Genomic DNA, 13,725 nt, shown 5'->3' on the forward strand with positions numbered 1-13,725 from the left:
CACCCACCCTTTGTTTTCCCTCGGGGCTCCGCCCCGCCCCCCATTGCTTGCCCTCGGGGCTCCGCCCCGCCCCCGCGATGATGTAGCGCCTGGTCATCCCGTCGATGGTCGCGGTTCCTTCAGGTCCGAGCCCAGCGGTCAGAACCGTGTCGCCAACCGCGACCTCGGCGTGGTCGCGAGTGCCCCGGACCCGGACATCGACGATCTCCCCACCGGCTTCGAGGCGATACCGCGTCCAGGCCCGCTCCCCCAACCGCCAGCCGTCCGCGATCTCCCATGGATCACCGCTCTCATCCCCTTCGGGATGGAAGTGCAACGCGGCCACCACCAGCGCGAATACCGAAATATCCGAACTGTCGGTGCTTGTAAGCAACTCATCGAGGTGCCGCTCCACCAAGCCGGTGTCCAGGCGTCCAGCGACCACCTCGGGATGCGCCAACAAAGCCCGCAGAAACGCGATATTGGTAGGCACCCCCAGAATGACCGTCTCACCGAGCGCGTCCCCCAAAGCCCGCAGCGCACCCTCACGCTCCGGCGCCCAGGCAATCACCTTCGACAACATCGGGTCGTAGTCACTCCCGACAACGACCCCTTCAGCCAGCCCGGAATCCACCCGAACGCGGGTAGGCATCCGCGACACCCGCCCACCCGAGGCAAGAAGCTCTCGACCCGCCTCTCGCGATTGCCCGCCCGACGAAACGACGCCTTGCCCGAGTTCCTGCTCTTGCCCACCCGACGCAAGGAAGCCTTGCCTACGTTCGCTCAGCGCTCCACCCGGGGGAACGAATCCCGCAGGCTCGCGTAGCGCCAGGACAGTTCCTCCCGTCGGCAGGAATCCCCGCCTGGGATCCTCCGCGTACACCCGGCCCTCGACCGCGTGCCCGACAAGCCGGACATCATCCTGCTCGAACCCCAGCGGCTCCCCCGCCGCCACCCGCAGCTGGCGCTCAACCAGGTCGAGTGGCTCCCCGGCGACCCGGCAAACGAGTTCGGTGACCGGATGTTCCACCTGGAGGCGCGTGTTCATCTCCATGAAGAAGAACTCGCCGGGCCCTTCGCCGCCGGGGACGATGAACTCCACGGTTCCGGCGCCGGCGTACCCGACCGACCGCGCTGCCTCCACGGCCGCCGAGCCCATGCGCTCGCGGGTCGCCGCGTCCACGAACGGTGACGGCGCCTCTTCGATGATCTTCTGGTGGCGTCGTTGCAGGCTGCATTCCCGCTCGCCCAGGTGCACGACGTTCCCGAACCCATCCGCGAGCACTTGAATCTCGATATGCCGGGGATTGGCGACAAATCGCTCGATCAGCAGCGTGCCGTCGCCGAACGCCGCCAGCGCGGTCCGTCGGGCCGACTCGAGCGCCTCCGGCAGTTCAGCGGCCGAGCGGACGAGCAGCATGCCCTTCCCGCCACCCCCGGCCGAGGGCTTGATCAGCGCCGGGAACTCCGTCCACCCGGACAGATCGCCGGTCGCCCCGGGCACCACCGGGACCCCGGCCTTGGCCACCGTCTCCTTCGCGCGGATCTTGTCGCCCATCGCCTCGATGGCCTCCGGGGGCGGGCCGACGAAAACCACCCCCATTTCCGCACAGGCCCTCGCGAAGCCGGCGTTCTCCGCCAGGAACCCGTAGCCGGGATGGATCGCCTGCGCCCCGGACCGGCGGGCCGCGTCCAGGATGCCGTCGATGTCTAGATAGCCGCGCGGAAGCCGTACCGCGATGTCGGCGGCGCGGACGTGCGGTGCGCCGGAGTCGGCGTCGCTGTGAACGGCGGCGGACCGCACTCCGAGCGCCCGCAGTGTCCGGATCACCCGGACCGCGATCTCGCCCCGGTTCGCGACCAGAACCGTGTCGAACATGAGGATCACATCCTGAAAACGCCGTAGGCGACGGGTTCGAGGGGGGCGTTCGCGGCGGCCCCGAGCGCCAGGCCGAGCACGGTCCTGGTGTCCACCGGATCGATCACGCCGTCGTCCCAGAGGCGGGCGGTCGAGTAGTAGGGATTGCCCTGCTCCTCATACTGCGCCCGGATCTCGGAGGGATCGGCGTTCCCGACCGTGGAGAGCACGTTGGCGGCCTGCTCGCCGCCCATGACGGAGATGCGGGCGTTCGGCCACATCCACAGGAATCTCGGCTGGTACGCCCGCCCGGACATCGCGTAGTTCCCGGCCCCGAAGGAGCCACCGATGATCACCGTGAACTTGGGCACCCGCGCGCACGCGACCGCGGTGACCATCTTCGCGCCGTGTTTGGCGATCCCACCCGCCTCATACGCCTTGCCGACCATGAACCCGCTGATGTTCTGCAGAAACAGCAGCGGCGTGCCGCGCTGGTCGCACAGCTCGATGAAATGCGCGCCCTTCAGCGCCGACTCGCTGAACAGGATGCCGTTGTTGGCGATGATCCCCACCGGGTGGCCGTGGATCCTGGCGAAACCGGTCACCAGCGTCGGACCGTACTCCGATTTGAATTCGAGGAAGCGGCTGCCGTCGGCGATTCTGGCGATGACCTCGCGCACGTCGTAGGGGGTGCGGGTGTCGCCGGGGATGATGCCGTAGAGGTCGTGTGGCGAGTGCCGGGGGGATTCGGCGGGTTCGACCCTCCACGGGCGTTGCGCCGGAGGGCCGAGGGTGGCGACGATGTCGCGGACGATGCGCAGGGCGTGGGCGTCGTCCTCGGCCAGGTGGTCGGTGACGCCGCTGACGCGGGCGTGGACGTCGCCGCCGCCCAGTTCCTCGGCGGTGACCGTCTCGCCGGTGGCCGCCTTGACCAGCGGCGGGCCGCCGAGGAAGATCGTGCCCTGGTTCCGGACGATCACGGCTTCGTCGCTCATGGCGGGCACGTAGGCGCCGCCCGCCGTGCAGGAGCCGAGGACGGCGGCGATCTGCGGGATGCCGCGCGCGGACATGGTCGCCTGGTTGTAGAAGATCCGCCCGAAATGCTCGCGGTCGGGGAAGACCTCGTCCTGGCGGGGCAGGAACGCGCCGCCGGAATCGACCAGGTAGACGCAGGGCAGGCGGTTGTGCAGGGCGACTTCCTGGGCCCGCAGGTGCTTCTTGACGGTGATCGGGTAGTAGGTCCCGCCCTTCACCGTGGCGTCGTTGGCGACCACGACGACCTCGCGGCCCGCGACCCGGCCCACTCCGGTGATGATCCCCGCCGCGGGGGCCTCGTCCCCATACAGCCCGGTAGCGGCGAGTGCGGAGAGTTCCAGGAAGCGGGACCCGGGGTCGAGCAGGCCGTCCACCCGGTCGCGGGGCAGCAGCTTGCCGCGCTCGACATGCCGGGCGCGGGACCGCTCGGGCCCGCCGCGCGCCGCGACCTCCAGCCGTTCCCGCAGCTCGGCGGCCAGCCGCTCATTGGCCTCCGCATTCCGCTTGTACGCCTCCGCGTTCCCATCACAGGTGCTCGCCAGCACCGGCCAGCTGTTCACTCGCCACCTCCCTGTTAATCTAGACTAACATTGCCTCATGGCAGTCCCCACCCGCAATCGCCGCGTCGAGATCCTTGAGGCGGCCGCGGCCCTGTTCGCGGAGCGCGGCTTCCACGGGGTGTCGATCGAGGACATCGGCACGGCCGTGGGCGTCACAGGCCCGGCCCTCTACCGCCACTTCCGCGGCAAGGAGGCGCTGCTCAGCGAGATCCTGCTCGACATCAGCGCCCGCCTGCACGACCAGGGCGCCGCCACCGCCGCGCTCCCCCCGCAGGACGCGCTGAACGCCCTGCTCACCGGCCATATCGAGTTCGCGCTCAGCCATCCCGCGCTGATCCGCGTGCACGAGCGCGAGCTGCACAACGTGCCGGAGACCGCCCGCCGCCAGATCCGCCGCCTGCAGCGCCTCTACGTGGAGGAATGGGTGAGCGTGCTGCGCGACCTGCACCCGGCGGTGGCGCCGGTCCGGCTGCGCTCGGCCACGCACGCCGTGTTCGGGCTGATCAACTCGACCCCGCGCAGCGCGGGCGAGCTGCCCGCCGACGAGATGGCCGAGCTATTGCACCGGATGGCCCAGGCCGCGCTCGCAGTTAGTGGCGACTAACCTCAGGACAACATCTTCCTGGCCGCCTGCTCGATCTCCTGCTCGGTCAGCAGCACGTGGTCGGCGGCGGCGCCCAGCGGGATGAAGCTGTCCTGCGAGGTCACCCGCGCGATCGGCCCGGAGAACCCGTTGTCCACCAGGGCCGCGACGATCCCCTCCGAGACGCCGCCGGTCCTGCGGGTCTCGTCCGCGATCAGCACCTTGCCGGTCAGCTCGGCGGCCCTGAGCAGGTCGTCGATCGGCAGCGGGTTGAGCCAGCGCAGGTCGAGCACCCGGCAGCTCTTCTCGTCCTTGGTCAGCTTGACCGCCGCGCGCAGGCTCATCCGCACGCCGTTGCCGAAGGTGACGATGGTGAGGTCACGCCCGTCGCCGTACGAGCGGGCCCGGCCGATCGGCACGTGCGTCTCCAACCAGCGCGCGGGCGGCGCGTACTTCGCCAGCCACCCGTTGTCGCCCTCCTCGAACAGATCCTTGGTGTGGTAGAGCGCGATCGGCTCGATGAAGACGCAGACGCTGCCGTCGGTCCTGGCCGCGGCCAGGCAGGTGCGCAGCATGGCGGCGGCGTCGTCCGGCCGGGCCGGGGAGGCGACGACGAGGCCCGGAATGTCGCGCAGCGCGGCCACCGAGTTCTCGTTGTGGAAATGCCCGCCGAAACCCTTCTGGTAGGCGTATCCGGGCACCCGTACGACGAGCGGGTTGCGGTAGGCGCCCTGGGAGAAGAATCGCAGCGAGGACGCCTCGCCCCTGATCTGGTCGAGCGCGTTGTGCAGGTACGCCAGGTACTGGATCTCCGGCACCGGCAGCAGCCCGGAAACCCCGGAACCGAGGGCCAGGCCGAGGATGGCCTGCTCGTCCAGGAGGGTGTCGAAGACCCGGGCCACGCCGAACTGGCGAAGTAGGCCGCGGGTCACGCCGTACACGCCGCCCTTGCGGGCCACGTCCTCGCCGAACACCAGCACGCCGGGGTCCAGGGCCATCGCGTCGGCCAGAGTGCGGTTGATGGCCTGCGCGAGGGTGAGACGGTCCTCGTCCTCGGGCAGCGTCGTCCGGAAGGCCTGCTCCCGCGCCGGGGGGACCCGGGCCACGTCGGCCGCGACGGCGGCGGGGCGGCGCGGCGCGAGCGGTTCCATCACCTGATGGGCGGATTCCAGCCGGGGGCGCCGGGTGCATTCCAGGGCGAGCTTCAGCACGTGGTCGCGTTCCGCCTCGTACCGGGCGAGCAGCGCTTGCGGGGTTTCCAGCCCGGCTTCGACCAGCAGCCTCGCGGTGCTGACCAGCGGGTCGAGCGCCAGGTCGGCGGTGATCTCCCGGCGGGTCCGGTAGGCCATCTCCACGTCGGATCCGGCGTGGCCCATCAGCCGTACGGTCCTGATCCGCAGGAAGGCGGGCGAGCGGCCGGCCCGGACGTGGTCGGCGGCGCGGCGGGCGGTGTCGTACACGTCGGGCAGGTCGCAGCCGTCCGCCTCGAAGTACGGCAGCAGCGGGTGGTGCCCGGCCTCGACCCAGCCCGGCGGGGTGCGCACGCTGATGCCCAGGCCGTTGTCCTCGCAGACGAACAGCAGCGGCAGCTTCAGGCCGCGGAACTCGCCGTACGCCGCGGTGTTGAAACCGGTCAGCGCGCTGGCGTGGTTGACGGTGGCGTCGCCGAAGCTGCACACCGCGATGGCGTCGCCCGGCCAGCGGCCGGCCACGTCGAGCAGCTTGGCCCGCTCGATCGCGAAGGCGACGCCGACCGCGCGCGGCAGGTGGCTGGCGATGGTCGAGGTCTGCGGGATGATCGCCAGGTCGGGGTGGCCGAAGACCTTGTGCCGCCCGCCCGCGATCGGCTCCTCCGCCGCCGCCGCGAGCCCGAGCAGCACGTCCCGCAGGCCCTCCTCGGCGAGCCGCCCGGTCTGCGCTGAACGCGCCAGATAGAACGCGCCGGAGCGGTAGTGCAGCAGGGCCGGATCGGTGGGTTCGAGGGCCGCCGCCACGGCCGCGTTGCCCTCGTGCCCGGACGAGCCGATCGTGTAGTGGCCCTCGCCCTGGGCGCGCAGCCACCGGGCCGCGATGTCAAGGAGCCGGCTGCCGAGCTGGATCCCGAAGAGCTCCCTGCACCGGGTCCCCGTCAGGGTGGTCCCGTGCCGCACCGGCAGGCTCGGATCCCTCGGGGTGCCCGGCTGGAGAGCACCGACGACCTCGGCGAAATGCGTCTCAACAGTGTCCCGCGCCACAAGCCCGATTATGTCGCCACGACGAGGCCTCCGCGACAAGCCTTGCTCACTCTGTTCATGTCTTGTTGCAGAGCGCGTCCGGTTCAACAGGAGTTAATGACAGCTTGTAAAGAGGTCCAACCACTCGCCCCCCAAAACCGTCTACTAGTAAGGAACATGACGTGGCACCCTCAAACGCCGCGTTCAACAGCACCGGGGAGTAGAAAGGACCCGCATGTTGAAACGCATCAGCGCCGTGGTCATCGCGGCCGCTATGGGAGCGGCGACCTTGGTCGCCAGCCCCGCGGCCCACGCCACGAGCGTGGCAAAACCGATCATCAAGGACATCTCCATCAGTCCGAGCCCTGTGGTGGTCACCAGCAGCACCGAGGTCAGCGCGACCTTCAGCTTCGGCACCGAGTTCGCGGACCCCACCAAGGTCACGGCGTCCCTCCAGGCGCCAGGCGGGGCGACGACGCCGCTCACCCTGACGGCGTCCGACAACAGCACCAAGTGGAGCGGCGGCGCGAAGTTCGGCCGCCAGTCCGCGGAGGGCGACTGGAAGCTCCAGATCACCGCCGCCAGCGGTAAAGAGTCCACCAGCGAAACCCGTGGATTCAAAGTCGTCCAGGTGTGGGAGACCGACATCCGCGGCTTCGGGGCCTCCCCCGAGCCGATCGCGGCCGGTCAGTACCTGACCGTCCAGGGCGCGCTGGTCGCCAACAGCACCACCGGCTGGAAGGCCCTCGCGGGCCAGGGCGTCTGGATCACCTTCAAGGAGCAGGGCAGCTCCTCGTACAAGCGGATCGCCTGGGACCGCACCGACCACCGGGGCGCGTTCTCCGACCGGATCAAGGTCTTCAAGTCGGGCTGGTGGCGCGCCGAGTTCGAAGGCGTCAGCAACCAGTTCCACCCGAGCACGAGCGACAGCGACCAGGTCGACGTCCGGCACAAGCCCCGCCCGCCGGCGCCCAAGCCTGACCTCGACAGCCGCATCATCAAGTTCAACGCCTCACCCGAACCGGTGAAGTACGGCAAGTACGTCTACCTGCGTGGCGTGCTGCAGGTCGAGGACCGCTGGAGCTGGGACGGATACGACGGCAAGGTGTCGATCTGGTTCAAGACCAAGCACGGTTCCTGGAAGTACGTGAAGACGACCTGGAGCAACGGCTCCGGGAAGTTCTACACCAAGACCAAGGCCACCAAGTCCGGCTACTGGAAGGCCGTCTTCGGCGGCGACCGCGACGTTGACCCGTCGTCCAGCGCGCGGGACTGGGTGCGCGTGAAGCGCTAACCCTTTCTATCGGACAGCCCGGGGCCCTGCGGCCCCGGGCTGTTCCTATTCAGCCCGCTTGAACTGCGAGATCGCGAACCCCAGCAGGACCGCCGCGAGCACGGCGACGACCCCCAGTTCGAGCCCGATCGGAAGCCGCCACCCGAACCACACGATGCCCGGATTGAGCGCCGCGTCCACCTGCGGCGAGACGCTAAGATACCCGAACACGGCGTGCCGCATCGGATCCACCGCGTAGGTCAGCGGGTTCACCGTGGTCAGCACGTGCAGCCAGGACGGCAGGTTGGCCAGCGGGAACATGGCCCCCGACAGGAAGACCATCGGCATGATGGCCATCTGCATCACGCCGAAGAACGACTGCATCGACTTCATCCGGGCCGCCAGCAGCGTCCCGAACGCGGTGATGGTGAAGGCCGCGAGGAACATCTCGCCGACCAGGGTGAGCAGCAGCCCAGGCGCGTACGGCACGCCGACCACGCCGGCCAGGGCCAGAATGATCACGCCCTGCACGGTGGCCACGATCGCCCCGCCCAGGCACTTGCCGAGCACGATCGCACCCCGGCCGACCGGCGCGACCAGCATCTCGCGGAGGAAGCCGAACTCGCGGTCCCACACGATCGAGGCCGCGGAGAACATGCCGGTCGTGATGACGGTCATCGCGATCATGCCGGGGAACATGAACGTGCGGAAGTCGATTCCGGGGATCGAGCTCCGCACCAGCGAGCCGATCCCCGTGCCCAGCACGAACAGCATGAGCACGGGCTGGACCAGCGAGGACACCATCCGGGTCCGGTCGTTGACGAACCGGAGCATCTCCCGGTGCAGCACGACCCGCACCGCGCGCACATCATGCGAGGAGCCGCCACGCGGCAGCGCCACGCGAACCACATCGGTCACGGTCATCGGCGGGCCATCACTTTCATCCACTGGTTCTTGCCGCCCTCGGACTCGGCGTCTCTGATCGTCGAGCCGGTGTATTCCATGAACACGTCGTCGAGGGACGGGCGGGAGACGCTCACCGACCGGATCGGGAGGCCGAGTTCGGCGAACAGGCGCGGCACGAAGGCCTCGCCGCCGGTGACGCCGAAGGTGACCTGGCCCTCCCTGACCTGGGCTTCCAGGCCAAACTGGTCGCGGAGGGCGCGGATGGCGGCCTGGTCGTCGCCGGTCTGGATCTGTACGCGGTCCTTGCCGATGCTGGCCTTGAGCGCTTCCGGGGAGTCGACGACGACGATCTCACCGTGGTCGATGATCGCGATCCGGTCGCAGTATTCGGCTTCTTCCATGTAGTGCGTCGTCATGAAGATGGTGATGTCCTCCGTGCGGCGCAGTTTGTTGATATATCCCCAGATGGCGGCGCGGGTTTGGGGGTCGAGGCCGACGGTGGGCTCGTCCAGGAACAGCACGCGCGGGGAGTGCAGCAGCCCTCTGGCGATCTCCAGGCGGCGCTTCATGCCGCCGGAGAAGGTCATGACCTTGCTGTCCTTGCGGTCCCAGAGGGCGACCATCTCCATGACCTGGCGGAGGCGGTCGTCGACCACGTTTCTGGGGACGCCGTAGAGTTCGGCGTGGAAACGCAGGTTCTGTTCCGCGGTCAGGTAGCCGTCGAGGGTCGGGTCCTGGAAGACCAGGCCGATGTTGCGGCGGACCTCGTCGCGCTGGGCGACGATGTCGTGCCCCGCGACCGTGGCCGTCCCGCCGGTCGGCGTCACCAGGGTGCAGAGCATGCTGATCGTGGTCGTCTTGCCGGCGCCGTTGGGGCCGAGGAATCCGAACACCTCGCCGGGCGCGACCTCGAAGTCGACGCCCTTGACGGCCTCGACCTTCCCGTAGATCTTCTGCAGCCCTCGGACCTCCACGGCGGGATCCGCTTTCCGCGACCCTCCGGCCGCCGGATCCGTCTCTCGAAGCCCTCGGGCCGTATCCGCCGGATCCGGCTCCTGAAGCCCTTCGGTCTGCGCTGCTGGATTCATCGCCGTCCCTCTCCTTCGTCCTCCGCCTCATCGTCGGCGAGGATCCTGAAGATCTCCCGCCGGGTGCTCTTGAGCAGCTTCTTCGTCTGCGCGACCTGCCTGTCCGAGGCCACCTGGGTGAGATGCACGAACGCCTCGCCCAGCTGGGCCCACAGCAGCCTCAGCTCATGCCGGTCCTCCGGCATGCTCCGCGCCACCTCGTCCCACGGCTCCGCGCCCGACCACTCATCGGCCCGCCGCCGACCTTCGTCGGTCAGCCGATAGGTACGGCTTCCGCCGGACTCCTCGGCCCTGACCAGCCCTTCGTCTTCGAGCTGCTGCAACGCCGGGTAGACAGAACCCGGGCTGGGGCGCCAGATCCCGCTGCTGCGGCGGGCGATCTCTTCGATCATCTGGTAGCCGTTGCGGGGTTCCTCGTGGAGGAGGCGCAGGAGCGCTTGCCGTACATCTCCTCGCCGGACCCTCGGCCCAGGAAGGGGGACCCCGCGGTGCGGCGGGAGCTGGGCATCGAACGGACCCACCCCGCCATGCGGAGGAAAGGGAGGAGGAGGGGGCGGGAAGGGAGGCCCGCCCACCCACATCAGGTTGTCTTCCATGGCACCACCCAACTATCGAGATACGTGAACGATATATCTAGATAGTTGGCAGAGCAATGGTCGGTCTCCACCCAATCGTGCGGCCGTATCAGGCTGCGGCTATGACCTCGATCTCGACGAGCCAGTCGCTGACAAGCGTCTCGGCGACGATCGCCGTGGTTGGGATGACGCGGTTGCCCAAGGCCGCCACGCGAGCCTTGGCGTTCGCCTCGGCGTAGGAGGCGTCGCGCAGGTAGCTGGTGAGCCGCACGATGTTGTCGACGGTCATGTCGGCGGAGGCGAGAATGGCTCGAAGGTTCGACCAGATGAGTTCGAGCTGCTCTGCGAGCGTTTTTCCGGGTACGCCCGCGGGATCGAGCCCCATCGTCCCGGCGACGAATAACAGACGCTCGGCGTTACGCACCTCGATCGCGTGCGCGTAGTCACCGGTGGCGGGGTAGACGCCCTCGGTCGGGGTGTGCGTCACGGTCTCCATGGGAATTCCTTCTTGATCGTTCGCTGGACAACGGAGCAGCCCCGGCGGGATCATGTGTCGCTGAAGATCATTGCCGAGGCCGCGAAAATGAGTCTGCTGCACGAGCAGAACCCTGTCGACGCACTTAATGCGCCGACGCGTTGTCCGAGCTCACCGACGTACGAGCTGGCACGTCATGGCCGGACGGCCAGCACCCGGAAGCTGATGCCGCGGGTCATCCGGGACACCGACTCGATCTGGAAACCGGCCTGCTCCAGGAACGGCCGGGGATCGCGGGTGAGGTAGTCGGCCGCGAACCGCACGAACAGCGGTTCCAGCAGCCGCATCCCGGCCCGGATGATCGGATTGCTTGACGGCCCGTGCTCGGCCAGCACGAACCGCCCGCCCGGCTTGAGCACGCGGTAGGCCTCGCGCGCCGCGGCCGCCGGGTCCGGGATGGTGCAGAACGTGAACGTGGACAGCACGGTGTCCGCGATACCGTTGGGCAGCTCCAGGCGCTGCACATCTCCCTGCCGCAGTTCCACTCGCTCGCCAAGGCCGGAACGCGCCACCCGCCGCCGTGCCAGTTCCAGCATGGGCTCGGACAACTCGATCCCGACCACCGTGACGTCGGGGGCGTACAGCGGCAGGTTGAGCCCGGTGCCGACCGCGATCTCCACGACGTGGCCGCGCGCCTCCCCGACGGCCCACTCCCGGCTGCCCGCCAGCAGGCGCCGCTCCCAGACCTGCATCTGGTCGTCATACCGACCCGCGATCCGGTCGAATACCCGGCGCACGTCGGCATCGGTGGTAGTACGCATCGAGTGACCCTTCTGGAACTTCGCAAATCATGTCATGACATGAGGTGGCGGAAGTCCTCCTTAAGGACCAGCTTGCGATCCTCCGTCACAACCAGTCGCGGCGTTTGAAGACGAGGTAGAGGGTCGCGCAGACGATGCCCATGAGGACGACGGCCAGGGGGTAGCCGAAGGTCCAGTGGAGTTCGGGCATGTTGTCGAAGTTCATGCCGTAGATGGTGCCGACCAGGGTGGGGGCGAAGAGGATGGCGGCCCAGGCGGAGATTTTCTTGACCTCGTCGCCCTGGGCGATGCTGGCGGCGGTGAGTTTGGTCATTTCCTCGTTCTGAGCCTGGCTGACCAGGGTGGAGTTGACGATGAGGATGTCCTGGAGCATCTGGCGGAAACCGGCTACGCGTTCGGTGACGACGATGGCGTGGTCGGCGACGTCGCGGAGGTAACTCTGGAGTTCCTCGTCGGCGCCGTACTTGGGGGAGCCGGCGATGAAGCCGTCCAGCATGGCGATGAGGGGGGTGGTGGCGCGCTGGAATTCGATGACCTCGCGGGAGAGTGCGTAGATTCGGCGGGGCGCGGCGGGGTCACCGCCGAAGACCTGGACTTCGATTTCGTCGATGTCGTTCTGGAGTCCGGCGACGACGGGGGCGTAGCCGTCGACCACGGCGTCCAGGATCGCGTACAGGACGGCTTGGGGGCCCTGGCGGAGGAGGTCGGGGTCGGCTTCCATGCGGCGGCGGACGACGGCCAGGTCGGGGGCTTCGCTGTGCCGTACGGTGATGACGAAGTCGGGGCCGAGGAAGACGTGCAACTCGCCGAAGGCCACTTTTTCGGGTTGGTCCAGGTATTGAGCGGCCCGAAGGACGACGAAGAGGGTTGTGCCGTATCTGTCGGCTTTGGGGCGTTGGTGGGCGACGATGGCGTCTTCGATGGCGAGGTCGTGGAGGGAGAACTCCTCGGCGACCTTGATGAGTTCGTCGTCTTCTGGGCGGTAGAGCCCGATCCAGGCCATGGATCCGGGCCGATCGCGGAGGGAGTCGATCGCGCCGCCGAGGGAGAGCGGGGAGTCGACACGCTGGCCGTTCACGTAGATTGCGTTGTCGATCACGCTCTGTTTGATCGACTGGTCGTCCATGTGACGGGGGTCCATCGAGTGCTCGGGCGCGAGTTCCCGCTTCATCCAGGATCGCAAACGAAGTCTGGCCACACGGTGACGTTATCCCCGAAATGATGACGTATACCGATGGTGTTCGGCATACGGGACAATGATCGCCAATGAAGTTTCGCTTTCCTGGAGGTGGCCGCGCTGGAGGCGTTATGGAACCAGCTGATCGCGACGCAGGCCGCGCCCCCGTTGTGGCTGATCGGGGTGTCTGGGCTGGTAGCGCTGGTCGTCGTGGGATATCGGCCGTCCTGGCATCTGTCCCGGGGGCTGATCACGATCGCGCATGAGGGCGGGCACGCGCTGGCCGCCGTTCTGACGCGGCGGAAACTGCGCGGCATTCGCCTGCATTCGGACACGTCCGGGGTGACGCTGACCAGAGGCAACCCGACCGGTCCAGGAATGATCATCACGGCGGCAGCCGGGTATGTGGCGCCTTCGTTGGTGGGGGTGGGGGCGGCTTGGCTGACGTCGGCTGGATATGTGACGTTGCTGCTTTGGGGTGTTCTGGCGCTTCTCGCGTGCATGCTTCTGTTGATCCGCAACGTGTTCGGGGTTGTCTCCCTGCTGGTGGTGGGCGGGGCGGTGTTCGCGGTGTCGTGGTTCGCTCCGGCTGATGTGCAGGGTGTCATCGCGTATGGAGCGGCCTGGTTTCTGATGCTTGGTGGGGTACGGCCGATCCTTGAACTTCAAGGGAAGCGACGGCGCGGCCGGGCGCCGGATTCGGACGCGGATCAACTGGCACGGCTGACGCGGATTCCCGGCGGGTTCTGGGTGCTGGTGTTCTTCTTGATCGCGGTGGCGGCGCTCGGGTATGGGGGCTACCTGCTGGTTCGGGCGGAGATTGCGCTGCCGTTGGCTTTTTTGAGCTAGGGAGCGAAGACACGCGTCCGATCCCGAATTCGACGGAGAAGTACTCCTGACCCCAATGGTTCACGATCTTGACGCTTCACCCATCCCGGCCTGCGAAAACGCCCATCTCACTTTGCACCCGAAAGGTGCGGGCCGCGCTGGGCCATGAGGAGCGTTCGCGCAGGTCAGGGGGTCCGATGCCAGGTGTCTAGACAGCGTGCTGAACAGCCAGGGCTGACGCAGTGGTGGAACCCCGCTGCTGTTCGTGGGCAGCTACCACAAGCCTGCCTACGACGCTGTCCTGCCCGCCCTCGGCGGCGCTCCCGGCGGCGGTCCACGGGTTGCGTCGCCGTT

At 68.2% G+C, this 13,725-nt stretch carries 12 protein-coding genes; 3 read left to right on the forward strand and 9 right to left on the reverse strand.

Going from position 1 to position 13,725, the window contains the following annotated elements; genetic code table 11:
- Positions 1–1,858 (reverse strand): acetyl-CoA carboxylase biotin carboxylase subunit (locus tag Aple_RS55365; RefSeq protein WP_246265634.1); only part of this gene is annotated, 1,858 nt, incomplete at its 3' end.
- Between the two features lie 5 nt (positions 1,859–1,863).
- Complete coding sequence (locus tag Aple_RS50915) at positions 1,864–3,432, reverse strand: carboxyl transferase domain-containing protein (RefSeq protein WP_174890005.1); 1,569 nt, start codon at positions 3,430–3,432, stop codon at positions 1,864–1,866.
- Positions 3,433–3,469: 37 nt separating this feature from the next.
- On the opposite strand from Aple_RS50915, the gene Aple_RS50920 reads away from it, so the two are divergent.
- Entirely contained in the window at positions 3,470–4,036 is a 567-nt protein-coding gene (locus tag Aple_RS50920) for a TetR/AcrR family transcriptional regulator (protein WP_155352027.1), read from the forward strand.
- Between the two features lie 2 nt (positions 4,037–4,038).
- Here Aple_RS50920 and Aple_RS50925 read toward each other — a convergent pair whose 3' ends face one another.
- On the reverse strand, positions 4,039–6,249 hold the full coding sequence (locus Aple_RS50925; RefSeq protein WP_155352028.1) for a thiamine pyrophosphate-dependent enzyme: 2,211 nt from the start codon (positions 6,247–6,249) through the stop codon (positions 4,039–4,041).
- Positions 6,250–6,463: 214 nt separating this feature from the next.
- Here Aple_RS50925 and Aple_RS50930 point away from each other — a divergent pair, with 214 nt between their 5' ends.
- Entirely contained in the window at positions 6,464–7,522 is a 1,059-nt protein-coding gene (locus Aple_RS50930; RefSeq protein ID WP_155352029.1) for a hypothetical protein, read from the forward strand.
- A 45-nt stretch (positions 7,523–7,567) separates the two neighbouring features.
- On the opposite strand, the gene Aple_RS50935 is transcribed toward Aple_RS50930, so the two are convergent.
- From Aple_RS50935 to Aple_RS50960, 6 genes are all read right to left on the reverse strand, one after another.
- Positions 7,568–8,425: an ABC transporter permease gene (locus tag Aple_RS50935; RefSeq protein ID WP_155352030.1), complete on the reverse strand. Its 858-nt coding sequence runs from the start codon at positions 8,423–8,425 to the stop codon at positions 7,568–7,570.
- Positions 8,422–9,495 carry an ATP-binding cassette domain-containing protein gene (locus tag Aple_RS50940; RefSeq protein WP_155352031.1) on the reverse strand — a complete coding sequence of 358 codons (1,074 nt, stop codon included), beginning with the start codon at positions 9,493–9,495 and terminating at the stop codon, positions 8,422–8,424. Before Aple_RS50940 ends, Aple_RS50935 begins: the two co-directional genes overlap by 4 nt.
- Positions 9,492–10,016: a PadR family transcriptional regulator gene (locus tag Aple_RS50945; RefSeq protein ID WP_170322074.1), complete on the reverse strand. Its 525-nt coding sequence runs from the start codon at positions 10,014–10,016 to the stop codon at positions 9,492–9,494. The genes Aple_RS50940 and Aple_RS50945 overlap by 4 nt, the downstream gene beginning before the upstream one ends.
- A 163-nt stretch (positions 10,017–10,179) precedes the next feature.
- Positions 10,180–10,566, reverse strand: coding sequence for a RidA family protein (locus Aple_RS50950; protein ID WP_155352033.1), 387 nt, complete (start codon positions 10,564–10,566; stop codon positions 10,180–10,182).
- A 173-nt stretch (positions 10,567–10,739) separates the two neighbouring features.
- Positions 10,740–11,366: a class I SAM-dependent methyltransferase gene (locus Aple_RS50955; protein ID WP_155352034.1), complete on the reverse strand. Its 627-nt coding sequence runs from the start codon at positions 11,364–11,366 to the stop codon at positions 10,740–10,742.
- Between the two features lie 85 nt (positions 11,367–11,451).
- The gene (locus Aple_RS50960) at positions 11,452–12,564 is read right to left on the reverse strand and encodes a magnesium and cobalt transport protein CorA (RefSeq protein WP_246265636.1); all 1,113 of its coding nucleotides are present in this window, start codon (positions 12,562–12,564) and stop codon (positions 11,452–11,454) included.
- Between the two features lie 99 nt (positions 12,565–12,663).
- On the opposite strand from Aple_RS50960, the gene Aple_RS50965 reads away from it, so the two are divergent.
- On the forward strand, positions 12,664–13,392 hold the full coding sequence (locus Aple_RS50965) for a M50 family metallopeptidase (RefSeq protein WP_218038945.1): 729 nt from the start codon (positions 12,664–12,666) through the stop codon (positions 13,390–13,392).
- Positions 13,393–13,725: the final 333 nt, after the last annotated feature.

It is taken from the genome of Acrocarpospora pleiomorpha (genome assembly GCF_009687885.1).
Taxonomy (GTDB): domain Bacteria; phylum Actinomycetota; class Actinomycetes; order Streptosporangiales; family Streptosporangiaceae; genus Acrocarpospora; species Acrocarpospora pleiomorpha.